This is a genomic window from Sorangium sp. So ce1504 (assembly GCF_051521635.1).
In the GTDB taxonomy this organism is placed as follows: Bacteria; Myxococcota_A; Polyangia; order Polyangiales; family Polyangiaceae; genus Sorangium; species Sorangium cellulosum_B.
In genome coordinates this window covers 10,028,128-10,052,300 of sequence record NZ_CP150365.1, presented here as the reverse complement: position 1 = coordinate 10,052,300, position 24,173 = coordinate 10,028,128, and the positions used below count along the sequence as shown (strand labels likewise).

Genomic DNA, 24,173 nt, shown 5'->3' with positions numbered 1-24,173 from the left:
CCAGGAGCGTGCGAGGCTGTCAGGCGAGATCAGGGGACCGGAGGCGGTGCGGTCTCGGCGAACGGGACCGCTCGCCGCAACTTCGAAGGCGACAGGGCGATGCCTTCCAGGATCTTCGCGAGCTCGGCGGCGTCAATGAGGACGCTCGTGGCTCCCGGAGTGACGGCACGCGGGGCTCGAAACGCCCCACGCTCGAGCCTTTTGTAAAGTAGACAGTACCCGCTGCGGTCCCACCAAAGGGCCTTGCAGCGATCGGCTGCCCGGTTGAAAAAGAGAAACAGCGCTCCGGAGAGCGGGTCTTGTCGCAGCACCTCGCGCACGACGGCAGCGAGACCATCGAACGAGCGCCGTAGATCGAGCGGCTCGGTGGCAACGTAGATCGAGACGCGGCCAGGGATCATCGCGCCCCCCCGAGCGCACGAACAACGCGCGCCAGCGTAACCTCGTCGAACGACGGCGGGACGCGGACGACCGCCCCGTCCGGCAAGACGATCTCCAGCGCCGCGCCCGGCGAGGGCGTCGTGGATGCTGGCGGGGCGACCACCACGGGCAGCAGCGTCGGAAGCGTCGCCTTCTCCGAGCGCTGCCGGTACTCGCTCCGCTTCATGCCCAGTCGGCGGCTCCAGGAGTACAGTGTGCCGGCGTTGACCCCCTCCTGCTCCGCGAACACGCGGGCGGAGTGCCCGCTCTTGTGCCAGCGCGCCACGCGGTCGCGCCAGGTGCGTGTGCTCTCGTCCATCGGTACCTCCGGCGCGGGTTTCTAAGCGGCGCAGAGGCTCGAAGACAGGATGTGGTCCGCAGAACGCGTACCGCGCTGGTCGAGCGGAGCGCGGCGCGGGGGAAGGCGGCGCGCAAGCGGTGGTTCGCGGGGGTGGCGGTCCACGCTGCGGGGGCGGACGTCGGGACGGGCGCGGGCGAGGGCGTGGATCTCGGTGAGCTCGAGATATCGGCCTGCCGCGCGAGCGGGCCGGGGGGGCAGCACGTGAACAAGACCCTGTCGGCGGTCCGGATCCACCACCGGCCGAGCGGGATCACGGTGCGCGTCGCCGATGAGCGCTCGCAGCGCGCGAACGTCCGCCGCGGGGTGGAGCGCATCGCCGAGCGGCTCGCCGAGCGCGCCGCCCGGCGCGTCGCAGAGGGGGACGCCGCGCGCTGGAGCGAGCACGACCGGATCGTCCGGGGAGAGCCGGTGAGGACGTACCGGGTGGGGCGGAAGAGCGCGCTCGTGGTGGCGGAGGGGCGGTGAGGGGAGCGGCCTCGCGTCTTGTTGGACAGGCGTAGTCTCTCCCGCTCACTTTTTAAGTCGGTTTCGCCAATAGCCAGGCATTCGACTCGTGTGGCCAAACGCCAGCACGAGGACATGCTCGTCCCGGACGACGAAGTAGGCCACATACGGGAACCGTGTGAACAGGAACCGGCGGACGATCTTGCTGCCTGCAACGAGGGGCCATGTCGTTGGGCTCGCCGCGATTGCGCTCAGTACACGATCGGCCTCGGCCAGCAGATCCTCACCGAGGCCGTCTCGCTCCTGCTCATACCAATCCGCGGCGGCGGTAAGCTCGGCATCTGCCTCGTCGAGAACGACGATCTTCATTATTTGCGGTTCGTGCGGAGACGTGTGGCGAGCCGTTCCCGAACAGCGTCCCAGGGCTCGGCGCTCGCCGTGCCACGGTCGACGTCCTGCAGACGTCGCTCAACCTCGGCGAGCCAGGCAGCCTCGACGTCCTCGTCCTCTGGTCCGTCGAGGCTCGCGATCAAGCGCTTCGCGACGTCTGCTCGCTCCTCCGGCGGAAGTTGCAGAGCCTCGGCAAGCACGGCATTCCTGGACGACATCTCGGGAGTGTAGCAGCATTTGGGCCGGTGGGCATCCCCGACGACCGGACGGGGTAGTCTGGGTGCCGATGGCATGAGCGGGTGCGGCATGAGTGGGCTTCGCTGCCCGTTCAACCAGTGGCCCGTGCTTGTGGCGCTGGCGTGCATGCCCATGGTGCTGCGATATTGTTGGTGACAGTGCAACGTGATCCCCTGCGGCTCGGCTGCCCATTGTCCAGGTTTCAACTGCCTGGGGCTGCCTTGACCTGGGCACTTTTCGTGCGTCGCGCCCGTCCTTGCTTTTGTAGGGTTCCGTGCATCCGCAAGGGGTCGGGGCGCTGTGGCCTCCCCGGCGATCCGTGTGAAAGTGCGCGAAGCCTCTGGATCTAGGCCGTTCCGCGTCGCCCGGCCGACAAAAAATGCGCAAGTCGAGGCTAGCGTTAGCGAGCACTACGTCTGCTGTAAACCGAAGTTAGGGCGCGTCGTCATTCCTTAGTGGAAGCACCGACCGCAGTTCTGTCAAAATTGCGATCATCCACAGCAAGACCTGCGTTGAGCGTCGCTGCGTGGCGAACGATACGTCGCTACCGTGGAGAATTCCGTTGCGAGTCTTCGAGATCGTACTATTAGGATCTGACGGCGTGAGAACTGCCCTCAGAAGGTCACTGAAGATCTCTGTAGTGCCAGCAGCCTTCCTATCGGCCGCTTGTGCTTTCGCGTACAAGCCGGGTAGCTGCCGGGGGTTAGGCGACACGGGTTTCTCGGTTACACTGCTCGGATGGGGCAGAGCGTCCAGGGCGTCGGTCACGATGCCCTCGAGCTGGGAGATGAGCAATGGTATCGCGCCAGCGAATCTGCCTTCGCGGTGGAGAGCAATACCTTCACTGATTAGTGAGGCGCGCTGGGGTTGCAGGCCCGAAGAACGGTAAAGATCGAGCACAGCTTGCGCGAACTCCGGAGTGGACGTTTGCGCATACAGGCATTCATCGAGCTCTTCAGCCGACAGAACACCTAGGTCGCGGGCATCCTGCATCGATAGGATGTATCCGGTGCTGCCGTAACCTTCCCTGTAGAGCACTTCCAGGCCGCGCTCCACAAGCAACATGTTTGTCTGAAGGTTGGCCTCCCAGTCCGGAAGCTTCTCGAGGACTCGGGAGAGGTCTTGCCCGAGGCGCTGCAGCGCCGGTCGGTTCTTCTCTACCCAGTCATTAATCCGCGTCGCTATGTTGCCGAGCCATTCGCGAAACGCAATGGCGTCCTCCGAGGGGGGCGCAGCATCCTGCGATGCAACAAATTCTTGAATGAGCGACAAAACACGACCTGCGCTATTCCCTTGATTTGCCGATTGATCGTATGCCATTATTGTTCCAGTCGTTCTAACGCATGACGCGTCAGCGGTGGCGACTTATGCCGCCCGCTGTGTGCGCTGGCTGGGCGGCGCGCAACGGTCCGAGAATTTCATCGTCTAGCCCGGCTTCTCTATAGCGCACAAATGGATCAGCGTCCGCGCTTTCCCAGTTCCAACTAGGTGGCATGCTGTCCTTAAATTTTTGACTGAGAACATCGTCCTGATCCTTGGTGATAATGACGGCAAAACAGTTGTGCTCCAGAAACGTGAACACGGCCTCTTCGGTGCGAAGGCCAGGCTCCGAGAGTATGCAATCGATCAAGGCACACCTCGGGACAATGTGCTCGTGCCGAAGCCCAGCCACCGTCCCCTGCTCAGACCGCTTCGTGTGCGCCGCCAGTGTGAACCGCTGATACTCGAAGTTGTACTTCATCTTGTCACGCCCGGCTTGGCCCGAGCTCGGATCAACGCCGTCCGCAGTCCAGCACCACAAGAGCGTGTCGACAAGAGCGCGAGCGGTCGTTTGCATCGGATGCTGTTCGTTTCGCGCAAAATGTGCCAGTCGAGCAATCTCCGCAGCGATAAATCGCTTGTGGTCGGCTGCGAGGGGCACCCACGTCGTGCAGCGTCGCCGCGGTCGCCGGAGCGTCTTGCTCGGCGAAGGCGTTGTTGTCAACGCTTTCGCTTGCAGCCCATCCGCCAAGCGGTGCAGCGCATGAATCTCATCGATGTCTAGCCGGCGCGGTGGCGCCTTCGTCAGGGCGACGAGTGAACCTCCGCGACCAATAGGCACGCCGCACGTTGAATTTGAAACAAAGAACTGCCGCCAACTCCTTCGGCCACGATAATGCGTCGTGTCGAATAGACCCTCCGCAGTTTCGTGCTCAAGCGCGACGGCATAATAAAAGTGCGGCCGGCCGCATTGTTTCGAGCCGCCGCTGACGCAGCGGACGCCACGAAGGGGTGTCCCGTCATGGGTGACTTCGGATTGGTCGCTGCAAAGGAGGTATGTGGCGGTCATGCTCATGTTTTCATTTGCGGTTTATTTGCAATTATCGCCGCTTGTCCAGACGATTAGGGAGCGGCTATGCTCGGCCAAAGATATGCGGAACACGATGGGCTACACCCACGTCATCGACCGCGGTCCTCTCGGCGTCATCAGCCATCATGACTGCTGACCGCCCCTCCGCGCGGAGCGCCCTGAACTCCGAGCCCACCCTGTCGTACCGCCCCCACCCATCGTGAAAATGTAGCGTATCCTACGGCTGCCCCGCCTTGTCAAGGAGACCGAGGCAGGAGCGTGCCGGCTCCAGACCGGACGACGGCGCAAATGGACTCTCGATACCTACACCTCCGAGCCGAGGGCGTCGTCCTGCGAAGGCCCGGCCAGTCCTCGGCCGGATGCTTCAGTTTGCCGTGACCTGTGGAGTCCGCCATTACTCGATGCATCGTCGGCCGCGAAGCGCCTGCCGGAACTGCGTCACGTTCGTTGAGGAGCGCGCGGGTCGCCGCAGGTGGTCGAGCTGCGGGCAGCGAGGGGTGGCCGTCAAGCAACGGCGGGACGCATGCTCGGCCTCTCGCGCGTCGTCTTCGGCATCGCGTCCGGGCGAAATAATGCTGCTGGTGTCACGCCGAGGGCGTTGGCGATCGCTACAAGGGCAACGGCGCTGACATTGTTTTTTCCGCATTCGAAGCGAATGAGAAGGCCAGCGCTAACGTCCGTCGCTACCGTCAGCCCGTCGTGGGTCAGCCGTCGTCTGATGCGAAGCTGCTGTACGTTTGCCGCAATATGTCGAAAAGATCGTATCGATCTCGAAGGGTTCCATCGTCACGAACCGAACCCGGGCCGCGCGCCTCTTGGGTGCATTCTGCTCGCTACGGGGAACGCGCGCCCTTCGTGCCGGCGCAGCTCGATCCGTGCGGCGGGACGACAGTCCGTCCCGTCGTCACATCGGTCGGCCCCCGCTCGCGCGGGCAATCTCGCCCGTGACCGCGTTGTTCGCCGCGGAGCACAGGAAGACGATCGTTGGCGCCACCTCTTCCGGCCGCAGCAACCGCCCCACAGGATACGTTTTTCCGCGCTGCGCAACGGATGCCCTGGGCGCCGCGCAGGGGACGACGCCGATCTGGCCGACCTGCGCGCCGTGCCGAGCTAGCGGTCGAGGTCCTCACCGCCGTCGCGCCGCGCTCGGCCAGGAGGGCACGGTATCCCCGGCCGGGGTGGGCAATGCGTCAAGGTGTCGCACCTCGTCGACCATGCAGCCGTAACCCAGCCTTCGGCGCGCACATCGCTGCGCGGCGACAAGCGCGACATCGTGTCGCAGGACCTTGGCGGCGGGTGACGCTAGCCTGTTTCGCGATGATCCAGCGAGACCAGGACGGGCCTGCCAATGACCCGGCCCGTTTCCCTCACGGCGCGCGAAAGGGAAGCGGACCGGTGGGGCTCCGGTCGCCGCCGAGCTGGCGCTGGCGCCGCGTGGTCGCGCTCGCCGCGGCCGTCGCGGGCATGGCGCTCACCGGCAGCGCCGAACCCGCGCCGCCCAGCCAGGCCGCCTCGGAGCTCGTCGACTCGACCCCGGCGCCTGGCGAGAGGGCGCTCGCGGCGCGTCTGCTCGCGCCTTGTTGCTGGGATCAGACGCTGGATGTCCACGAATCGGAGCTGGCGCGCGATCTTCGTCGCGAGATCCACGCGCGTCTCCGGCGGGGCGAGGTGGCCGACGCGATCGAGCAGGACCTCGTGGCGCGTTACGGCGAGCGCCTCCGCGCGGCGCCCTCGTCAGGCACGCTCGGCCAGGTCGCGCTGGGATTGATGCTGGGCATCGCAGTGACCTTCCTCGGGATCTTCGCCCTGTTGCGATCGTGGCGGAGCAACGCAGCGCAGGCCGCTCCGTCCGGAGGCACCGTCACGGCTGCTCGCGACGAGTACGACGAGCGCCTCGACGACGAGCTCCGGGAGCGCGGCGCATGAGCGCACCCGTCTTCCTGGTTGATTGGAGAGGAGGCTCAGCAGGGACATCTCGTTATGACCGCGGCGCAGTGGCCGCGGCGGAAACTCTTCGCCCGGATATCACCGGCTCCCCTTGAAGGATGGCCGCAGGGTGCGACAACTTGCTGCACGCAGGAGAGCCGAGCTTCGAGTAGGCTCCGCTCCGCTCCGGTGCGGTGGTGACGACGTTGTGGCCTCGTAGCTTGAAAGGTTGCCTGATGATTTGTTCAATGGCGCGTATCACGTTCCTCGGCGTGGCCTGTCTTGCGGCTCTGAGCGGATGCGGCGGGAGCGATGAGGACGTCATCTCGAAGACGTTCGCGCTGCGCTTCGCCGCCAAGGTCGGCGACAGGCCGTTCTCCTGCACTGACACGTTCGATGGAGTCGGCACGACCGGATCGTCGGTCAATGCGCTCGATTTTCGCATGTACGTCTCCGACGTGCGGCTCGTTCACGGCGACGGGTCCGAAGAGCCCCTCTCGCTCGAGCAGGATGGCCAATGGCAGCGCGACAAGATCGCGTTCCTCGACTTCGAGGACGGCACGGGCTCCTGTGAGACCGGCAGCCCGGAGACGAGGACCGAGGTTGTTGGCACCGCGCCCGCCGGCGATTACGCTGGTGTCAGGTTCAACGTGGGTTTGCCCCCGGAGATGAACCACCTGGACGCGGCGACGGCCCCGGCGCCCCTGAACATTCCCGGTATGTGGTGGTCGTGGAAGGGCGGCTACAAGTTCGTGCGCCTCGACCTCATCTCGACGATGAACCCTACCTACTTCTTCCACCTCGGGGGTACGAAGTGCGAGGGTACCGTGAGCGAGGGTTACTCGTGCGCCGCTGACAACCTCGCTGACATACGTATCGACGGGGTCGACCCGGAGTCGAGCACCATCGTCTTCGATATCGCCAGATTCTATGCCGAGTCCGACCTCGACCACCAGGTCGACGGCGAGACGGATCGCACCTCCGGTTGCATGTCCTTCGAGGGCGATCCAGAGTGCCCGCCCGTCTTCAACGCGCTTGGCATGGGCTTCGATGGCGTGAACCCGTCCGCTGCGCAGACCGCCTTCCGGGTGGAGTGAGATGTACATCCTCAGAACGGCGACCTGCCTGCTCGCGTCGCTATGGGTCTGTGCGCTTGCCGGCTGCGGTGCCTCCGACGAGGACACGGACGAGCCGAGCGACGCGGAGATCCTCCCGGGCGACCCCCGCTTCGAGCGCGATCCAGCGCTCGACGTGGAGAACATCAGCGCCGCTGTCGAGAAGCGCAGCCACAACATGGGGCAGAACTGCATCGGCTGCCATCAGCCCCACGGGCCTGGCAAGGGGCTCTTCACCACGGCCGGGACGGTGTATGCGCCGTCGGGCACGCCGGTGACGGGCGGAACGGTCGAGCTCCGCACGGCCGGCGGAGGCGAGGGAGATCTCGTGCTCTCGGTCGCCATCGACGGGAACGGGAACTTCTTCACGACCGAGCCGCTGCCCTTCCCGGACCAGGCGCTGTTCTTCTTCCTGCGGTCCCAGGACGGCGAGGGGACGAACGAGATGCCGTTTCCATCCATCTCAGGAGCGTGTAATCTGTGTCACAACGAACAGCGCCGCATTCTGCTGGAGTGATCCGCGCAATCGCGTCGGCGGCGCTCGTCGCGCTCGCGGTGGCGTCGTGTGGGGGCGAGACGGAAGCGACCTTGCCGGTCGACGGCTACGAGCTCGCCTTGCCCGTCGGCTTCCCGAGGCCGTGGGTGCCGCCCGACAACCCGATGACCGAGGCGAAGGTCGCGCTCGGGCGCGCGCTGTTCTTCGACGAGCGCTTGTCGGGCAACGGGACCATGGCGTGCGCCTCGTGTCATGAGCGCGACAGGGGGTTTGCCGACGGCAAGCCCACCCCGACCGGCTCCACAGGGGACACGATCCCGCGCAACGCGATGGGGCTGGCCAACGTCGCCTATTTCCCGCTGCTCACGTGGGGCAACCCCACGCTGTCGTCGCTCGAGGAGCAGGCGCTCGTCCCGATGTTCGGCGAGAACCCGGTCGAGCTCGGGATCACCGGCGCCGAGGACGTCGTTCTCGGCCGGCTCCGCGGCGACGAGGCGTACAAGGCCGCGTTCGTCGCCGCCTTCCCCGGCGAGAGCGAGCCGATCACGTTCGATACCGTCGTGAAGGCGATCGCGACGTTCGAGAGGACGCTCCTCTCCGGGCGCTCCGCGTACGATCGGTACACGTACGGCGGAGAGGCGGGCGCTATGTCCGAGGCGGCGTTGCGCGGCATGGACCTCTTCTTCTCCGAGCGGCTCGAGTGTTATCACTGCCACAGCGGGATCAACTTCACGACCGCCTTCCGGAGCGCCGAGACGAAGCAGGCCGAGATGGATTTCCACAACACCGGCCTCTACAACCTCGGCCCGGACGGGGACTATCCATCCGGCGGAGAGGGGCTGTTCGAGTTCACCGGCGACCCGGCCGACAAGGGGAAATTCCGCGTTCCTTCGCTGCGCAACGTGGAGCTGACGGCGCCCTATATGCACGACGGGAGCGTGGCCACCCTGGAGGAGGTCGTCGACCACTACGCCGCGGGAGGCAGGACCATCGACGGCGGGCCGTTCGCGGGCGTGGGCAGCGAGAACCCGAACAAGAGCACGCTCGTCAGGGCTTTCACCATCACGCCGGAGGAGAAGGCGGATGTCGTGGCCTTCATGAAGAGCTTGACCGATCCGGAGTTCGCAGCCGTGGTGGACGGCGCGCAGGCGCCGTGACCGGTAGGTGTCAGTTGCCTCGGTTACATCGGTCGGCCCCCGCTCGCGCGGACGATCTCCCCCGTGACAGCGGTGTTCGCCGCCGAGCACAGGAAGACGATCGTCGGCGCCACCTCCTCGGGCCGCAGCAGCCGCCCCACGGGATACGCCTTCCCGCGCTGCGCGACGAGCTCCGGTGATGCCTGCGCGCTCACCCTGTCGGTCAGCGTCAAGCCCGGCACCACCACGTTGGTCAATATCCCGTGCGGCCCGAGCTCGCGCGCGAGGACGGACGTGAGCCCGTGGAGCGCCGCCTTGGCGGCGGCATACGGCCCTGCGCCCACCACCCCGTCGAGCGCCACGCCCGAGGAGATATTGACGATCCGCCCCCATCCGCGGGCCCGCATCGAGGGCACCGCGGCCTGGATGGCGGCGAAGGCGCCGTCGATGTTGTCGTGGATGACGCCCTGCCACTCCGCGAGCGGGATGTCCTCGAAGCGCGGCGCTTCCCAGGGCAAGCGCTCGCTCCAGCGGACCGCGTTGTTGACGAGCACATCGATCTGCCCGAAGCGCGCCACGGTGGCCGCGACGGCTGCCTTGACGGACTCGACCGACCCGAGGTCGAGCTCCAGCGCGACCGCCTCGCCGCCTCGCCCCTCGATCTCCCGGACGACCTCTCGGGCCTTCTCCCGCTCGCTCCGGTAGGTGAGCGCCACGCGGGCCCCCTCGGCCGCGAGCTGCAACGCCACCTCCTTGCCGATCCCCTGCGAGCCACCGGTCACCAGCGCGGCCCTCTTCTCCAGCCCCAGCTCCATGCGACACCTCGCTTTCGACAGGAAGATAAACAAAATGGAAGAAACTTCCAAGATGAAACTGGAAGAATCCTCCAGTTGGGCCGGCTGGCCAGCGATGCGCGGCTGGGGTAGGGGAGGGGCCATGGCCGTGGCTCGACAGAACGGCGTGGCCCGCCGGGAGGCGCTCCTGGACGCGGCGCTCCGCTGCTTCGAGCAGCGGGGCCTCTTGCGCACCGGCATCGAGGACGTCCGCAAGGAGGCGGGCGCGAGCCCTTCGAGCGTGTACCACCTCTTCGAGGACTTCCCGGCGCTCGTGGCGGCGCTGCTGGAGCGGACCTTCGAGCGGCTGGTGGGGCACGTGACCGCGCGCGTGCTCGCCGCCAGGACGGCGCGCTCGGCGGTGCGGACGCTGGTGGAGGCGCACTTGACCTGGGTGTTCGACCACGAGGGCGAGGCGCGCTTCATGTACCAGGCGCTCGCGCTGGAGCTCGACGGGCATCACCGCGCCGCGCTCCGGGAGACCAAGGCGCGGCTCAAGGCGGAGATCATGGCGCACCTCTCCGAGCTCGGCGTCTTCTCCGAGGCGCGCTCCTCCGAGCTGATGGTCGACGTGGTGCTGCTCGGGCCGGCGCACCAGGCCTGCCGCGCCTACCTCTCCGCGCCAGGCGCCGTGGACCCCGCGTGGATGAAGGCGACCCTGCCCGAGCTCGCCTGCGGGGCGATGGGCAAGGTCGACCCGCCGCAACGAGCGCCGCGGACAGGGCAGCGCGCCGCTGGCGTGGAGCCGCGTCGGCAGGGCGGCGGGAGACGGAAAGGCAAGCCGGGCTGAGGAGGTGTCCGCCATCCAGCCCGAGCGGGGCTCGGACCGCTGGTGCGCGCAGCAGCAGGACCGGCCTCGCGCGATCTCACGCCCTGATTACGATCACGACGCATCCTGGCCATTGCGGCGCATGTCTCCTGCACGGTTCCCGCCCGTTGAGACGGGCTTGACACGATCCACACGATGCGTGCTACGGTCCCCCCCGAAGCCACCTGACGCTGCGATGGCGGCCCGGCCTGTGTCGGTCCGTAGCGCGTCCCTGGTGGCCTGCGCGACCCGAGACCACCGGGACGACCTCACGTGGTCGCTGAGGCTCCGCACAACATGGCTGAGACGAAGTCGGCGTCGACGACGCTGCCCCTCCTCTCGTTCGTTCTCCGCAATTACAAGAATTTCAACGCCCGCGCGACGCGCGACGCGCTCCTCGCGTACTGGGAGCACATCGAGCGCGGGGGGAAGATGTTCTGGGCCGTGGCCGGGGCGATGTCTTCGGCCCAGCTCGGCATCACGCTGGCGCCGGCCATCCGCGCCGGCCTGATCCACGGCATGTCCGTGACCGGCGCCAACCTGGAGGAGTCGCTGTTTCGCCTCGTGGCGCATGATGGCTACCGCGACTTCCCCGATTACCGTTACCTCACCAAGCAGGACGACACGCGGATCCTCGAGAACCGGATGCGGCGCGTGACCGACACCAGCATCCCCGAGGACGAGGCTTTCCGCGCGGTCGAGAAGCACATCGTCCCCATGTGGGAGCGGGCGACGGCGAGCGGCGAGCGCCGCTTCTGGCACGAGTACTTCTACGATCTGATCCGGGCGGTCGAGCCCGCGCTCCACCGCGGACCGCCCGAGGACTGCTGGCTGCTCGCCGCCGCGGAGGCCGGGCTGCCGCTGGTGGTCCCGGGCCACGAGGACTCGACCTTCGGCAACATCTTCGCGTCCTACGTGAGGCGGGGCGAGTGCAGCGCGAGCATCGTGAAGTCGGGCATCGAGTACATGGCCGCGCTGTACGATCAGTACCGCGCGCTCAGCGCAGGCGCGGGCGTGGGGTTCTTCCAGATCGGCGGGGGCATCGCGGGGGACTTCCCCATCTGCGTGGTGCCGTCGCTCAAGTACGACCTCGAAGAGCCGGCACGGCCCTGGGCCTACTTCTGCCAGATCTCCGACTCGACGACGTCCTACGGCTCGTACTCCGGCGCCACGCCCAACGAGAAGATCACCTGGGACAAGCTGACCGAGGACACGCCCATGTTCGTGATCGAGTCGGACGCCACCATCGTGGCGCCGCTCCTGCTCGGAGCGCTGCTCGAGTGCAAGCGCCACCCGGCCGAGGCGCGGGCCATCATCGAGGCGCGCGGCGCGTGAGGGCCGGCTTTCCTTATCCCTGAAGCGAGGTTGCAAGACGATGAGCAAGAAGAAGGTCCTGATCACGGGCGGCGCGGGCTTCCTCGGGATCAATCTGGTGCGGCACCTGCTCGAGCGCGGCTATGACGTCACGTCGCTCGATCTCCTGGACTTCGACTACCCCGAGCGGTCGCGCATCCGCGAGGTGCGCGGGGACATCCGTGACGCGGCGGTCGTCGACGAGGCGGTGAAGGGGCATGACTTCGTCGTGCACACGGCGGCCGCGCTGCCCCTGTACACGGCGGAGGAGATCTACACGACCGACGTGATCGGCACGCGCCTGGTCATGAGCGCCGCGCGCCGCCACGGCGTCGAGCGCGCGGTGCACATCTCCTCCACGGCCGTGTACGGCATCCCCGATCACCACCCGCTCTGCGAGGACGACCGGCTCGACGGCGTGGGCCCGTACGGGCAGGCCAAGATCCAGGCCGAGGTCGTGTGCCTGGAGGAGCGCGGCCGGGGGCTCGTGGTGCCCATCATCCGGCCCAAGTCCTTCATCGGCCCGGAGCGGCTCGGGGTCTTCGCCCTGCTCTACGACTGGGCGCTCGACGGCAAGGGCTTCCCCATGATCGGCGATGGCAAGAACCGCTATCAGCTCCTCGACGTGGCCGATCTCTGCGAGGCGATCACCCTGTGCATGACGAAGGATGCGTCGATCGCCAACGACACCTTCAACATCGGCGCGAAGGACTTCACCACCATGGGGGAGGACTACCAGGCGGTGCTCGACGCGGTGGGCAAGGGCAAGAAGATCGTGCCCTTCCCGGCGGCGCCGGCGGTGCTCGGCCTGCGCGCGCTCGAGGCGATGGGCGTGTCGCCGCTCTACAAGTGGGTCTACGAGACGGCGTCGAAGGACTCGTTCGTGTCGATCGAGAAGGCCGAGCGGGTGCTCGGCTTCACGCCCAGGTACTCGAACAAGGACGCGCTCGTGCGCAACCTCGAGTGGTACCAGGCGCACCGGAGCGAGTTCGAGAGCCGCTCGGGCGTGACCCATCGCGTGCCCTGGAAGCAGGGCGCGATAGGCCTGTTGAAGGCGTTCTTCTGAGGGCGCGCGGCGCCGGGGCGAGCGAGCTCATCACGACCGCTCTCGCGATGCCGTTCGCGTATGCAGCTCGCCGCTTCGACCGCCTCCATCGCGGGCTCGGCGTCGTGTCGGGCCTGCTGAGCCTTGCGTTCGGCGTCTTCCTTGTCTACGAGATCGGCTTCGTGCACGGCCTGTTCACGGGCCACCCGCAGTGGACCCCGGGATGAGCATCGAGGACGACGCCCCCCTGCTGCAGGTGATGAGCCATCTCGGCCTGACCCGGGATGGGCTGCTCGGCATCGGCGGTGAAGCCTGCGTGTTCGCGCTGGGTATGGAGAGGGTCGTGCGTATCCACCACCCTGGGACCGTCCGGGATACGGTGGTTCGACGAGCCCAGCTGCTCGAGGACTTCCACCAGCCCGCGAGCGCCGTGCCGTTCTCGATCCCGCGTGTCCTGGAGATGACCGAGCTGCACGGCCGCCTCATCACCGTCGAGCCGCGGCTCCCGGGGCGGCCCCTCTTGCAGGTGCTCGGCGAGGCGGCCGGCGCCGAGCGTGAACGTCTCATCACCCGCTTTCTCGAGGCCTCGACGCACCTGCGAGCCCTGCGCGTGAGCGCTGCGTGGTACGGCGACCTCTGCGAAGCCGAGCCGATCCGGACGCCCTCTTACCGCTCTTACCTCGAGCTGCGCGCAAGGAAGAGCCTGGCCTGCGCCGGGAGCGCGTTCGACGGCATCGATCCAGCGGGCCTGGCCGCCGCGCTGCCCGAGCCGGAGCGACCGAGCTTCGTGCACATGGACTTCTATCCAGGCAATGTGCTGGTCGAAGGCCAGGAGGTGAGCGCCGTGATCGACTTCGGGGGCCTACCCATCGTGGGAGACGCCCGGCTCGATCCGCTGTCTGCTGTCATCTATCTCACGCCGTTCATCACCACGACTGCCACGGATCGGGATCGAAGCCTCGCCCGGGAGTGGTTGAAGGCGCAACACCTGGACGCGCTGTTCGAGCCAGCCGAGCGATGGCTCGCCGCCCGCTGGTCGTTCGCGACCGACGACGTGCGCTTGCATCGATGGTGTCGACGCGTGTTGCTCGGACACCCGGGGGATCCGTGAAGCGGACCCTTGGACCCACGCGGCGGGCGGTTCCTCCAGCCGTCACCACGGGGCCGCCCGCCTGCTTTGCCGATCGTCCAGGCGGGGGTGGAAACCACCTGGCGAGTCAGGGTGAGAGCGCTGCACATGAGGCCGACGCGAAGCCCGGTACGCTCCGGCAGTCGCCGCGTCGCTAGAAAGATACGGCGGAGCGCTTCGTCGACGTGGCCCTCGCTACTTTTGGCAACGTGTGAGCCGCTCGCTACTTTTGGTAACATGTGAGCCGCTCGCTACTTTTGGTAACATGTGAGCCATTCGTGCGATGCGTCGACCCGCGTGCGTCGTGCATAATCCTTTGAGCGCCTTCCGGGGGTTTTGTATCCTTACCCGATGCTGAAATCATCGCGATTCTTCCACTTCGAGAATTTTCCTGCGTCATCGTCCTTGGCGCTCGGTGCGATGTTGTTGCTGGGCACGCTGCACGTCAGCGGCTGCAGCGATGACGGGGAGGACACCGCCGGCGGCACCACCGGTGGCCAGCAGACGACGAGCAGCAGCAGCAGCGGCGGCACGCCGGGAAGCTCCTCCTCCAGCGGCGCGGATCCCAGCACGACGTCGGCGTCGGCTGGGGGGGGCGACGGCGGCTCGAACCCCGCCGGCACGGGCGGCGCGGACCCCGCCGGCACGGGCGGCGCGGACCCCGCCGGCACCGGCGGAACGGGTGGCGCAGGAACGGGCGGTGGCGGTGACGGAGGAGCGCTGCCCGATTCCGGCATTCCGCCGGCGCCCGGCGCTGGCAATGTGCCGAAGCCGGCCGGCGCGGCCGGCGGGTTCAAGGTGATCGACTGGGCCGGCTTCGCGGGCGCAGTGACGTACAGCTTCGACGACGTGAACCAGACCCAGATCCAGCACTTCGATGAGATGATGGCGCTCGACGTGCCGTTCACCTTCTACGTCTGGACCGGTAAGCAGGAAGCGAACAACGCGGTCTGGAAACAGGCTCTGACGCGCGGGCACGAGCTCGCCAACCACACGAGGAGCCACTCGAGCAACGACAACGGCTCCGATACGGACGCCGCGACGAAGGACATGAAGGACAAGTACGGCGTCACGCCGTATACGATGGCGGCCCCGAACGGCGCGGGTGTATACGAGGGCATCGCCCGGACGCGCTTCATGATCAATCGCGGCGTGTCCAACGCCCTGATCGGCCCGAACGACAGCAGCAATCCGTTCGTTCTGCCCACCTACATTCCCCCGACCAACGCTTCCAAGGCGCAGATGGACTCGGAGGTCGCGAGCGCGCGAAGCGGCAAGAAGTGGCGCACCTTCTGCATCCACGGCTTCACCGGCGGCAGCGACGGCGCCTATCAGCCGATCCCGTTCCAGGCCTGGGTCGATCACGTCAAGGCCGTCAAGGAATACGGCGACGTGTGGATCGGCACCATGGAGACCATCGGTGCCTACTGGCGTGGCCAGAAGGCGATCACCGACGGCACCAACATGAAGAACGGGAACGACACGACCTACTCGTGGACCCTCCCCGCCAACTTCCCGCCGGGCAAGTACGTGCGCGTGACGGTGACCGGCGGCACGCTCAAGCAGAACGGCGCCACGCTCAGCTGGGATCCGCACGGCTACTACGAAGTGGCGCTCGACGCGAAGTCCGTCACGCTGTCGCCCTGACCCGAGCCGCCCGAAGCCCCGCGCCGCCACCGGCGCGGCTTCGGGCGTAGCCGACCCCGCCCAGGGCAGGTCCCTCGGCTGGGGCTTGACGTCTCCGAAGCGTTTGGGTCTCCTCTCCCCCGGCGAGAGCGCGTCTCATGTCTGACACCAGCGGTAACACCATGGGGAGCTTCGCTCGGTTGCTCCGCGAACCGGTCATTCATTTCCTCTTCATCGGCGCGCTGTTGTTCCTCGGCCACCGGCTCGTCGCCGGTGATCCCAGGGAGATCGTCGTCAGCACGGGCCTGAAGGCGGACCTGGAACGGCAGTTCCGCGACAACATGGGGCGGGCGCCGACGGAGGCCGAGCTGGCGGCGGCGCTCGACGGGTGGAAGCGGGACGAGGTGCTCTACCGTGAGGCGCTGCGGGAGGGGCTCGATCGGCAGGATGCGACGGTGCGGGTCGCGCTGGCCGAGAAGCTGCGGACACGGGCGGCTCAGCCGAGCGCGGCGCGGGCGCCGACGGATGCAGAGCTGGACGCGTGGCTGGCTTCTCACCGGAGCCAGTACGAAACGCCGCTCCGGTACGATTTCGAGATCGTAGCCTTCTCCAAGAGCGACCCGGCCGCAGAGGAGCAGCGGTCGACGTATCGACGTGCGCTGGCCGACGGTGCGGACCCAAGGACGCTCGGTCGTCCGATCGAGGGTGGCAACCTCACCCGCGATTCACTCGCAGCCAAGTTCGGACCCGCGGTCGCCGAGAGCATTGGCAGCTCGCCGCTCTCGACGTGGCAGCCCCTGGAGACCCAGGACAGCCTGCTGCTCGTGCGGGTCAACCAGATAGGCGGGGGGCTGCCCAGCCGCGAGGCGATCCGCGCGACCCTCACCATCGACTGGGCCGCCGCGAGGAAGAAGCAAGCCGTCGACGAGTTCGTCGAGAGCCTCCTCGCGCAGTACAGGTTCAAGGAGAGCCCTTGAATCGTTCGCATCTGCTCCGGCTGGCTCGTTCCCTGCCGTTCTTGCTGGCCCTGCTCCTGGCGCCTGTCCCGGCGGCCGGCCACGCGCTCAACTCAGCGCTTCTTTCGCTGACGGAGGTGGAAGGTCACGACGGGCGGTTCGCCGTACGCTGGGAGGCGAGCTCGTCCGCGCTACAGGCCGACCTCGCGACGCCCGCCGTGTTCCCCGCGGCCTGCAAGCTCGACGGAGCAGTTCTCGACTGCGGTCACGACGGCCTCGTCGGCACCATCGAGCTCCCCTGGCTCGAGGGGACCGAGACCAACGTGATGGTGGTTGTCGAGTGGCGGAATGGAAGCCGGCTTGTCCGGGTGTTGACCGGCAACGACCCGAGCCTTTTGGTCTACGGTATTCCCGCCTCCGCCGGGCTCGGCGCGCTCCGGCCGATCATGGTCGATTACACGTGGCTCGGCGTCGAGCACATCCTGACCGGGTTCGACCATCTCCTCTTCGTCATCGCGCTCACGCTCCTCGTGAGCGGCGGCCGGAAGCTGCTCGGCGCCGTCACGGCCTTCACGGTCGCGCACAGCCTGACGCTGGCCTGCGCCGTGTTTGGCTGGTTGACGCTGCCGGCCCCGCCGGTCGAAGCGGCCATCGCGCTCTCGATCGTGCTGATCTGCGGCGAGTGCATCCGGCCGACCGACTCGCTCACCCGCCGGGCCCCATGGGCCGTCACGTTCGCCTTCGGGCTGCTTCACGGGCTCGGGTTCGCGTCGTCGCTGCTCGACATCGGGCTGCCGGAGAGGCATGTGCCGATTGCGCTCTTGTTCTTCAACGTGGGCGTGGAGACAGGGCAGCTCGGCGTGATCGCGCTGGTGGTCGCGCTGCGCTTCCTTGCCGCGCGCGTCCCCACGCAACCAGCGACGGTGAGGCGCGGCGTGGTGTATGCGATGGGCGCAATGGCAGGCTACTGGTCGATCGAGCGCGTCGTGGCGATGCTGACGGACGCCAGCATGTAGCGGAGCCCGCAGGCGGCGGCGTGGAGGCGGCCCCTTCGCGCTGCGCCGCAGGCCCCGACAGGCGCCTCGCCGCTCACCGCTTCTCGCCGCTCCCTGGCGCGGCGGGCGCGCCGCCCCCAGGCGTCGCGTCCACCGCGCCCGGCCCGAGCAGCGTGCCGCACATCGTCTTGCACAGGATGTCGGTCGGCTTGCACTCGCACTTGCCCTGCTGCTTGAGCTCGAGCTTCCCGCGCATCTCCTCGACCGTGAACTGCGCCATCCGCTCGACCCGAGCCATGTCCCACCCCTCCTGGACCTGCCGGGGCGTCCGCGGCTCGCTGGCCTTGCCGTCGGGCTCGGCGCAGCAGCGGAAGCTCAGGAAGTAATAATAGAACCCCTCGTCGTGGGTGTAGATCTTCGGCCGGCACTGGTTGCGCACGCCCTTGTACCAGGGGCCGCCGGTGTGGACGCTGTCGAACTTGCCGCGCCAGCCGCCGCTCGTCTCGCTCGCCACCACCTCATCGGTGTTCGCGGGCAGGTCGGCGACGCCATAGTCGCTGATGCATTCGGGCTGCGACCCGCTCCGCACCCCCTTCCAGAGGCGGGCCAGCTCGCCCGGGTCGCGCTTCGCGACCTTCTTCATGTCGGGATCGTCCCAGAGGTGGTCGCCGTTGCACTTCGTCGCGTCGCGCGAGTACCCGTAAGGGAACGGCTTCATCTCGGGGCCTTCGCAGGCGAGCGTCCACTCCGATTCGGTGCAGAGGCGCTTGCCGACGGCGGCGCACTTGACCTGCGCCTGGTGGAAGCGGTTCATCACCTCGGGCCGCTCCCCCTTCTTGTTCGGCCACTCGTACGTGTCGATGCAATAGCGCTTCTTCGTCTTGTCGCCTGTGCAGCGGGCCGGGGCCGGGGCGAACTCCTCGCAGATCGTCTTCTTGTTCGACTTGTCGTACCAGCTGCGGAGGCAGCTGTGCTCGACCTCGCTGCAGTACTCGCCCTCGACGAGCTTCATGTCGGCCGGGCACGCCTGCTCCTCCGCGGCGGCGCTCTCCCCGCCGGCCGTCCCCGCCTGGGCAGCGGGCGCGCCGGCCTCCGGGGCGGCGGGCGCCGCGGCTCCGGCCTCGGTAGGGGACGGCGCGGCCGCGGGCGGGCGGCCGTCGTGCGCGCGCGGGGACGGCACCGTCTGGGCGGGCTCCGGGGGAGCGCCGGAGCAGGCGGCGACGAGCGTCAGGGCGGGGAGGGAGAGGGGGAGCAGGAGGCGTCGCATGCCCGGCGTCATAGTCGAGATCGCGGCGAGGGGAACCAGGCTCGCGCCGTTGGATCGACGCCGCGCGCCCTGGCCGGGCCGGAGGCGGTCCGGCGGGGGCGCGCTCCCTCCGGCGGCCGCGCGCCGGGCGCTCTCCGGGAGCCCCGGCTCCCCGCGTTGACGCTGCCGGATCTCGCCCTCTGCTCCGGCAGGCCATCGACGCGCACAGTTCGCCGTTCCCGCCGGAGGCGCGTGATATCGTGCGCCCGAAGGCAGGAGGAGTATCGCTGATGATGCGTACGGCTCGTTTCGGTTCGCTGGTCCTTGCGTTCGTCTTTGCCGCTTCGGCGGCCGCCGTCTCGTGCGGCGACGACGGCGAAGCCCCGTCCAGCGCGGCAAGTGGCAATGGCGGTGAAGGCGGCGGGGGAGCAGCGGGGGGCGGGGGAGCAGCGGGCGGCGGCGCAGGGGGATCGGACCCCGGCGGCGTGGCGATTCCCGATCTCGACGGGGATGTCCGGGCGGTGACCGACGAGCTCGGGGTCCTTCACCTCGAGTGCGCGTCCGACGACGACTGCTTCGCCGCGCTCGGTTACTTCCACGCTCAGAACCGCTTCTTCTTCATGGATTTCATCCGCAACCTCGTCGAGGGGTCGCTCGGCGGGCTGGTGAAGGTGGGCGCGCAGGTGCTCGAGCAGGACTATCAGAACCGCCATTTCTTCACGACGCGCGGCGGCGAGCCGCTCGAGAGGGCGCTCTACGAGCAGGCGAGCCCGAAGGTGAAAGGGCATCTGGACGCGTATGCGCGCGGCGTGAACGCCTGGCTCGCCGACATGCGGAACAAGAGGAACGGCGCGACGCTGACCGTCGAGTACAACCTCGCGCTCATGGTGAAGGACGCGATCCGCGACTGGACGCCGGAAGACAGCGCCGCCGTCGGCCTCTACGTGCTCAACGACCTCTCGAACAACAGCGGGGAAGAGCTCGAGCTCGCGGCGCAGATACCGCTGTTCGACGCGGCGCTCGCCGCCGATCTGTTCTCGCCCGCGCCGGTGTTCGACGCGTCCACCGTGCCCGCCGCGCAGACGGCGGACCTCGTGCGGCCCTTCGCGCCGGTGGCCGTGTCGCGGCTCTCGCCGCACCGGGCGCTCCTCACGGGCGCGGCGAAGGTCGGCGACGGCCGGCGCAAGATGGCGGGCGACGCCGGGTCGAACAACTGGGCTGTCGGCCCGGGCCGCACCGAGAGCGGCCACGCCATCCTGGCGAACGATCCCCACCTGTTGCTCGGCAATCCCAGCACCTGGTTCCCCGTCGAGCTCGACGCCAGGAGCAGGGGCGACGGCGAATACCACGTCGCCGGCGCCACGATTCCGGGCATGCCGAGCGTGATCATCGGACAGAACGAGTCCATCGGCTGGGGCGTGACCACCGCGTACTACGACCTGGCCGACGTCTACCTGGAGACGCTCACCGGGGACGGCGCGTCGGTCGATTTCAAGGGGGAAGACGTGGCGATCGTCGAGAAGAAGTTCTCGTTCAAGGACGCGGCTTCCGGCGAGACGATCGAGAAGACCTTCCGCTGGGTCCCGCACCACGGGCCCATCGTGAGCGAGGACGCGGACGCCGGCACCGTCGTGACCATCCGGTGGCGCGGGCACGACGGCGGGACGGATCTCGACGCGCTCTTCGCCCTCGGGCGCGCTGGAAGCGTCGCCGAAGCCAGGAGAGGGCTCGAGGCGGCCAGCTTCGTCAGCCAGAATTTCGTCGTCGTCGACACCGAGGGGAATATCGGCTGGTTCCCGTACAGCAAGGTGCCGGCGCGGCCCTGGGCGTCGCCCGAGGTGCCCGCGTGGCTGCCGCTCCCGGGTGACGGAAGCGCCGAGTGGGGCGACCCGATCCCGTTCGCCGAGCTGCCGCAGCTCCTCAACCCGCCTCGGGCCGCGATCGCGACGGCGAACGGCGACATGACGGGCGCGACCGCCGACGGCGATCCCACGAACGACGGGCAAGGCGCGCTCCAGGCGTGGGGCAAGGCCGACGGGACGCGCGAGCAGCGGATCCTCGATCTGCTCGACGCAGGCGGCGACGCGCATTCGCCCGACACCATGACGGCGATGCAAGGCGACACGTACTCGCTCTATGGCAGCTTCGTCGTGCCTGCCGTGCTCTCGGCGGCGGAGCCGGCGACGTTGACGGACGAGGAGCAGGCCGTCGTCGACGCGCTCGCCGCCTGGGACCACACGTGTCCGACAGGGCTCGACGGGCACGATCCGGTGGACGCGGGCAAGGTGGACGACGCGACGCTCGCCGCCGAGTCGATCGGCTGCACGGCGTTCCACGCGACGTTCTATGCGATCGTGAGCGAGGCGCTGGGCGACGAGGCGGCGGCGGCGGGCCTCGATGAGCCCGGGTTCGGGCTGACCGTCGTGGCGCGCGCGCTGCGCGATCCGGCGCGCCTGAGCTCGGGCCCTCTGCTCTGGGACGACGTGACCACCGACGACGTGGCGGAGACGCAGGACGACATCGTGCTCCGGGCGCTCGCGAAGGCGGCCGCCTCGCTCGCGGTCATCGGCCCGGCGGACGACTGGCGCTGGGGCCGCTTCCACACGCTCACGCTCCGCAGCATCTTCGATAACTTCAACCTCGCCGTGTACAACGACGGGCCTTACGCCGCGCCGGGCGGGCTCTTCACCGTCAACGTCGCCAACCCGAGATCGCGCGCGCTCCCGCCGGACGGCGGAAAGCCCAGCTTCGCCTTCGCCAACGGGCCGTCGATCCGCCTGGTCATCGACGCGGATCCAGCGGGCCCGAAGATGCGCTTCGGGCTCCCCGGCGGGTCGGACCTCCACCGCGAGAGCGCGTTCTACAACAACCTCCTTCCGCAATGGCTCGACAACGAGCCGCTCGAGTTCCACTTCGGGCCGGGCGCAGTGACGGATCCGGCGAGCGTGGTAAACGTCTCGCCGGCGCGCTGACCCCGCGCGATCGCGCGGGGTCAGCGCGCCGGCGGAGCCATGTCGCCGGGCGCCGCCGGCGCGAGCGCGCGGGTCAGCGCGGCCGCGGCCCGCGCCGGCGCGTGACCCAGACTCCCAGGATCCCTCGGCTCCGCAGGTTCCTGGGACACCGATGATTCCATTCGATCGCGCAGAGAAGACCGTTGCGCCTAGGGCTATCCCCTGCTCGTATCCGGCCGCGCCTGGCGCCTTCTCCTGCGCTGCGATGAGGCGCGAATGAGCATTGGCCGTGAAGCGATCCCTGATTCGTGACCTGCGCCGGAGTCTGAATTACTTATCTCCCCATCGCGCGAGACTTTCCGTGTGCCTCGCGCTCACGCTCGTCTCGGGCGGCCTGCCCGCGCTCGAGCCGCTCGCGCACCGCGCGATCTTCGACCAGATCTCGGCGAGCGCTGGTGTCTTTGGCCCCGGGAGCGGGCCGGCCGCGCCCGGGGAGCAGAGCGCCCGGGCCCTCGCCTGCCTGACGCTCGCCCTGTGCGCGCTCGTCGTCCTCCGGCAGATCGCGGAGGGCCTGGGGGCGTTCGCCGTGTGGCGGGTGCGGCTCCGCATCAACCGCGACCTGCTCGACGAGACCACCGCGCGGCTGCACGCGCTGCCCCTCTCGTACCATCAGGAGAGGGGCGTCGGAGAGACGATGACGCGGGTCGATCGCGGCATCACGTCGCTCATGGACTGCCTTGCTTCGGTCGCGTTCCAGCTCTTCCCGGCGCTCGTTTATCTCGTGGTCTCGCTCGGGATCATGCTCCGGCTGAGCCCGCTGCTCGCGCTGGTCGCGGTCGGGTTCATCGTGCCTCCGCTCCTCTTCGGCAGGGCGACGACAGCGCGCCTCGTGGAGCGCGAGCGCGAGGTGCTCGACCGCTGGTGCGGGATCTACAACCGCTTTCAGCAGGTGCTCTCGGGCATCAAGACGGTCAAGGCGTTCGCGCGCGAGGCGGACGAGCACGCCCGGTTCATCCGTTCCGTCGAGGAGGCGCAGGGCGAGGTGCTCCAGAGCATCCGTCTCCAGACGCGGCTCTCCGCGGGCCGGAGCGTCTGCGTCAACATCGGCCGTGTGGCGCTGCTCGGCGTGGGGGGCCTCCTTGTCCTCCGCGGGGAGCTCGGCGTGGGCACGCTTGTCGCGTTCCTCGGCTATGTCGGCGGCCTCTATGGCCCCGCGCAGACGCTCCTCGGCGTCTACGAGACGGCGCGCCGCGCCGAGGTCGGCCTGGCGGCGATCTTCGGCGTGCTCGACGCCGAGGTCGCGGTCGCCGATCCGGAGCGCGCCGTGAGCCCGGAGCACATCCGCGGCGACCTCGAGCTCGACCAGGTTTGCTTCCGCTACCAGCACGCCGCCGGGCGTGCGGTCATCGACGGGGTCTCGCTCTCGATCCGCGCCGGCGAGTTCGTGGCGGTCGTGGGCCCGAGCGGCGCCGGGAAGAGCACGCTCGCCGATCTGCTCCTGCGGCTGCACGATCCGACCTCCGGGACGATCCGCATCGACGGGCTCGACCTCCGGGCGCTGTCGCAGCGCGCGCTCCGGCGGAAGCTCGGCATCGTCACGCAGGAGCCGTTCCTCTTCGAGGACACCATCGAGGCGAACCTCCGGTATGGCTCGCCCGACGCGACGAACGAGGCGCTCCGCGCCGCGGTGAGCGCCGCCTGCGCCGAGGAGTTCATCGAGCGGCTCCCCCTCGGGTATCAGACCCTCGTCGGCCGCGGCGGCGTGGCGCTCTCCGGCGGGGAGCGGCAGCGCCTCGCGATCGCGCGCACGCTGCTCAAGGACCCGTCGGTCGTGATCCTCGACGAGCCCACGAGCAGCCTCGATATCGAGAGCGAGACCGCGGTGCAGCGGGCCATCGAGGGGCTCTCGCGGGGCCGCACCACGCTGCTCATCGCGCACCGGCTCTCCACCACCCTGCGCGCCGACCGCGTCGTCGTCATCGAGGGCGGGCGCGTCGTCGAGCAGGGCCCGCCCGCGGCGCTCCTCCGCCGCGGCGGGGCGTATCGCCGGATGATGGATCTCTGGCGGGCGCACGAGCCCTCCAGCGCGAGAGGCCTCGGCCACCGAGCGGATGCGCTGGAGCCAGCGCTGATCGAGGCCGCGGCGGCGGCCGGCGCGTGAGCGGATCCCGAGGCGCCGGTCAAAGCATGAGCGCGGACCCGGCGTCGCAGTGATTCAGCTCTGACCCGCGGCGAGCAGCCCGAAGATAGCCGAATCGAAACGACCGAACGTCGAACAATCGTGGTTCGGCGACGTCGACGCCAGCCTGCGACCTCGTCATACAGATTGCTTTCTACAAAATGAAAGCAGCCCCGT

At 68.4% G+C, this 24,173-nt stretch carries 25 protein-coding genes; 15 read left to right on the top strand and 10 right to left on the bottom strand.

Annotated elements, in window-relative coordinates; translation table 11 throughout:
* Positions 1 to 29 precede the first annotated feature (29 nt).
* Positions 30 to 401: an IS66 family insertion sequence element accessory protein TnpB gene (gene tnpB, locus WMF39_RS37815; RefSeq protein WP_437740544.1), complete on the bottom strand. Its 372-nt coding sequence runs from the start codon at positions 399 to 401 to the stop codon at positions 30 to 32.
* Positions 398 to 739: an IS66 family insertion sequence element accessory protein TnpA gene (gene tnpA, locus WMF39_RS37810; RefSeq protein ID WP_437740545.1), complete on the bottom strand. Its 342-nt coding sequence runs from the start codon at positions 737 to 739 to the stop codon at positions 398 to 400. Before tnpA ends, tnpB begins: the two co-directional genes overlap by 4 nt.
* Before the next feature lie 51 nt (positions 740 to 790).
* On the opposite strand from tnpA, the gene WMF39_RS37805 reads away from it, so the two are divergent.
* A complete protein-coding gene (locus WMF39_RS37805; RefSeq protein ID WP_437741325.1) occupies positions 791 to 1,246 on the top strand; it encodes a peptide chain release factor-like protein in 456 nt (151 codons plus the stop codon).
* Positions 1,247 to 1,291: 45 nt separating this feature from the next.
* Here the strand turns inward: WMF39_RS37805 and WMF39_RS37800 are convergent, their stop codons facing one another.
* The 6 genes from WMF39_RS37800 to WMF39_RS37775 form a co-directional block, all read right to left on the bottom strand.
* Positions 1,292 to 1,594 (bottom strand): type II toxin-antitoxin system RelE/ParE family toxin, encoded by a 303-nt coding sequence (locus WMF39_RS37800; protein WP_437741324.1) that lies wholly within the window; start codon positions 1,592 to 1,594, stop codon positions 1,292 to 1,294.
* The gene (locus WMF39_RS37795; RefSeq protein ID WP_373372339.1) at positions 1,594 to 1,833 is read right to left on the bottom strand and encodes an addiction module protein; all 240 of its coding nucleotides are present in this window, start codon (positions 1,831 to 1,833) and stop codon (positions 1,594 to 1,596) included. Before WMF39_RS37795 ends, WMF39_RS37800 begins: the two co-directional genes overlap by 1 nt.
* 451 nt (positions 1,834 to 2,284) lie before the next feature.
* Entirely contained in the window at positions 2,285 to 3,172 is an 888-nt protein-coding gene (locus tag WMF39_RS37790) for a hypothetical protein (RefSeq protein ID WP_437741323.1), read from the bottom strand.
* A 31-nt stretch (positions 3,173 to 3,203) separates the two neighbouring features.
* Positions 3,204 to 4,187: a hypothetical protein gene (locus WMF39_RS37785; protein WP_437741322.1), complete on the bottom strand. Its 984-nt coding sequence runs from the start codon at positions 4,185 to 4,187 to the stop codon at positions 3,204 to 3,206.
* 519 nt (positions 4,188 to 4,706) lie between these two features.
* Positions 4,707 to 4,895: a helix-turn-helix domain-containing protein gene (locus WMF39_RS37780; RefSeq protein ID WP_437748084.1), complete on the bottom strand. Its 189-nt coding sequence runs from the start codon at positions 4,893 to 4,895 to the stop codon at positions 4,707 to 4,709.
* Between the two features lie 211 nt (positions 4,896 to 5,106).
* Positions 5,107 to 5,286, bottom strand: a complete 180-nt coding sequence (locus tag WMF39_RS37775) for an SDR family oxidoreductase (protein WP_437748083.1) — start codon at positions 5,284 to 5,286, stop codon at positions 5,107 to 5,109.
* 311 nt (positions 5,287 to 5,597) lie between these two features.
* On the opposite strand from WMF39_RS37775, the gene WMF39_RS37770 reads away from it, so the two are divergent.
* From WMF39_RS37770 to WMF39_RS37755, 4 genes are all read left to right on the top strand, one after another.
* Positions 5,598 to 6,128, top strand: a complete 531-nt coding sequence (locus WMF39_RS37770) for a cytochrome c-type biogenesis protein (RefSeq protein ID WP_437741321.1) — start codon at positions 5,598 to 5,600, stop codon at positions 6,126 to 6,128.
* Between the two features lie 248 nt (positions 6,129 to 6,376).
* A complete protein-coding gene (locus WMF39_RS37765) occupies positions 6,377 to 7,225 on the top strand; it encodes an MbnP family copper-binding protein (RefSeq protein ID WP_437741320.1) in 849 nt (282 codons plus the stop codon).
* A gap of 1 nt (position 7,226) precedes the next feature.
* Entirely contained in the window at positions 7,227 to 7,760 is a 534-nt protein-coding gene (locus WMF39_RS37760; protein WP_437741319.1) for a hypothetical protein, read from the top strand.
* The gene (locus WMF39_RS37755) at positions 7,757 to 8,896 is read left to right on the top strand and encodes an MbnH family di-heme enzyme (RefSeq protein WP_437741318.1); all 1,140 of its coding nucleotides are present in this window, start codon (positions 7,757 to 7,759) and stop codon (positions 8,894 to 8,896) included. Before WMF39_RS37760 ends, WMF39_RS37755 begins: the two co-directional genes overlap by 4 nt.
* Positions 8,897 to 8,919: 23 nt before the next feature.
* Here WMF39_RS37755 and WMF39_RS37750 read toward each other — a convergent pair whose 3' ends face one another.
* Entirely contained in the window at positions 8,920 to 9,690 is a 771-nt protein-coding gene (locus WMF39_RS37750; RefSeq protein ID WP_437741317.1) for an SDR family NAD(P)-dependent oxidoreductase, read from the bottom strand.
* Positions 9,691 to 9,811: 121 nt separating this feature from the next.
* Here WMF39_RS37750 and WMF39_RS37745 point away from each other — a divergent pair, with 121 nt between their 5' ends.
* From WMF39_RS37745 to WMF39_RS37710, 8 genes are all read left to right on the top strand, one after another.
* Entirely contained in the window at positions 9,812 to 10,498 is a 687-nt protein-coding gene (locus tag WMF39_RS37745) for a TetR/AcrR family transcriptional regulator (protein ID WP_437741316.1), read from the top strand.
* A gap of 315 nt (positions 10,499 to 10,813) precedes the next feature.
* Positions 10,814 to 11,851 (top strand): deoxyhypusine synthase family protein, encoded by a 1,038-nt coding sequence (locus WMF39_RS37740; protein WP_437741315.1) that lies wholly within the window; start codon positions 10,814 to 10,816, stop codon positions 11,849 to 11,851.
* A 40-nt stretch (positions 11,852 to 11,891) separates the two neighbouring features.
* Positions 11,892 to 12,935 (top strand): NAD-dependent epimerase/dehydratase family protein, encoded by a 1,044-nt coding sequence (locus WMF39_RS37735; protein ID WP_437741314.1) that lies wholly within the window; start codon positions 11,892 to 11,894, stop codon positions 12,933 to 12,935.
* Between the two features lie 47 nt (positions 12,936 to 12,982).
* A complete protein-coding gene (locus WMF39_RS37730) occupies positions 12,983 to 13,141 on the top strand; it encodes a hypothetical protein (protein WP_437741313.1) in 159 nt (52 codons plus the stop codon).
* On the top strand, positions 13,138 to 14,025 hold the full coding sequence (locus tag WMF39_RS37725; RefSeq protein WP_437741312.1) for a phosphotransferase family protein: 888 nt from the start codon (positions 13,138 to 13,140) through the stop codon (positions 14,023 to 14,025). Before WMF39_RS37730 ends, WMF39_RS37725 begins: the two co-directional genes overlap by 4 nt.
* A 423-nt stretch (positions 14,026 to 14,448) precedes the next feature.
* Complete coding sequence (locus WMF39_RS37720) at positions 14,449 to 15,690, top strand: polysaccharide deacetylase family protein (RefSeq protein ID WP_437741311.1); 1,242 nt, start codon at positions 14,449 to 14,451, stop codon at positions 15,688 to 15,690.
* 161 nt (positions 15,691 to 15,851) lie between these two features.
* On the top strand, positions 15,852 to 16,646 hold the full coding sequence (locus tag WMF39_RS37715; RefSeq protein ID WP_437741310.1) for a peptidyl-prolyl cis-trans isomerase: 795 nt from the start codon (positions 15,852 to 15,854) through the stop codon (positions 16,644 to 16,646).
* Complete coding sequence (locus WMF39_RS37710) at positions 16,643 to 17,641, top strand: HupE/UreJ family protein (protein ID WP_437741309.1); 999 nt, start codon at positions 16,643 to 16,645, stop codon at positions 17,639 to 17,641. The genes WMF39_RS37715 and WMF39_RS37710 overlap by 4 nt, the downstream gene beginning before the upstream one ends.
* Before the next feature lie 73 nt (positions 17,642 to 17,714).
* On the opposite strand, the gene WMF39_RS37705 is transcribed toward WMF39_RS37710, so the two are convergent.
* On the bottom strand, positions 17,715 to 18,887 hold the full coding sequence (locus tag WMF39_RS37705) for an SUMF1/EgtB/PvdO family nonheme iron enzyme (RefSeq protein ID WP_437741308.1): 1,173 nt from the start codon (positions 18,885 to 18,887) through the stop codon (positions 17,715 to 17,717).
* Between the two features lie 269 nt (positions 18,888 to 19,156).
* On the opposite strand from WMF39_RS37705, the gene WMF39_RS37700 reads away from it, so the two are divergent.
* On the top strand, positions 19,157 to 21,838 hold the full coding sequence (locus WMF39_RS37700; protein WP_437741307.1) for a penicillin acylase family protein: 2,682 nt from the start codon (positions 19,157 to 19,159) through the stop codon (positions 21,836 to 21,838).
* Positions 21,839 to 22,178: 340 nt separating this feature from the next.
* Complete coding sequence (locus WMF39_RS37695; protein ID WP_437741306.1) at positions 22,179 to 23,978, top strand: ABC transporter ATP-binding protein; 1,800 nt, start codon at positions 22,179 to 22,181, stop codon at positions 23,976 to 23,978.
* Positions 23,979 to 24,173 lie beyond the last annotated feature (195 nt).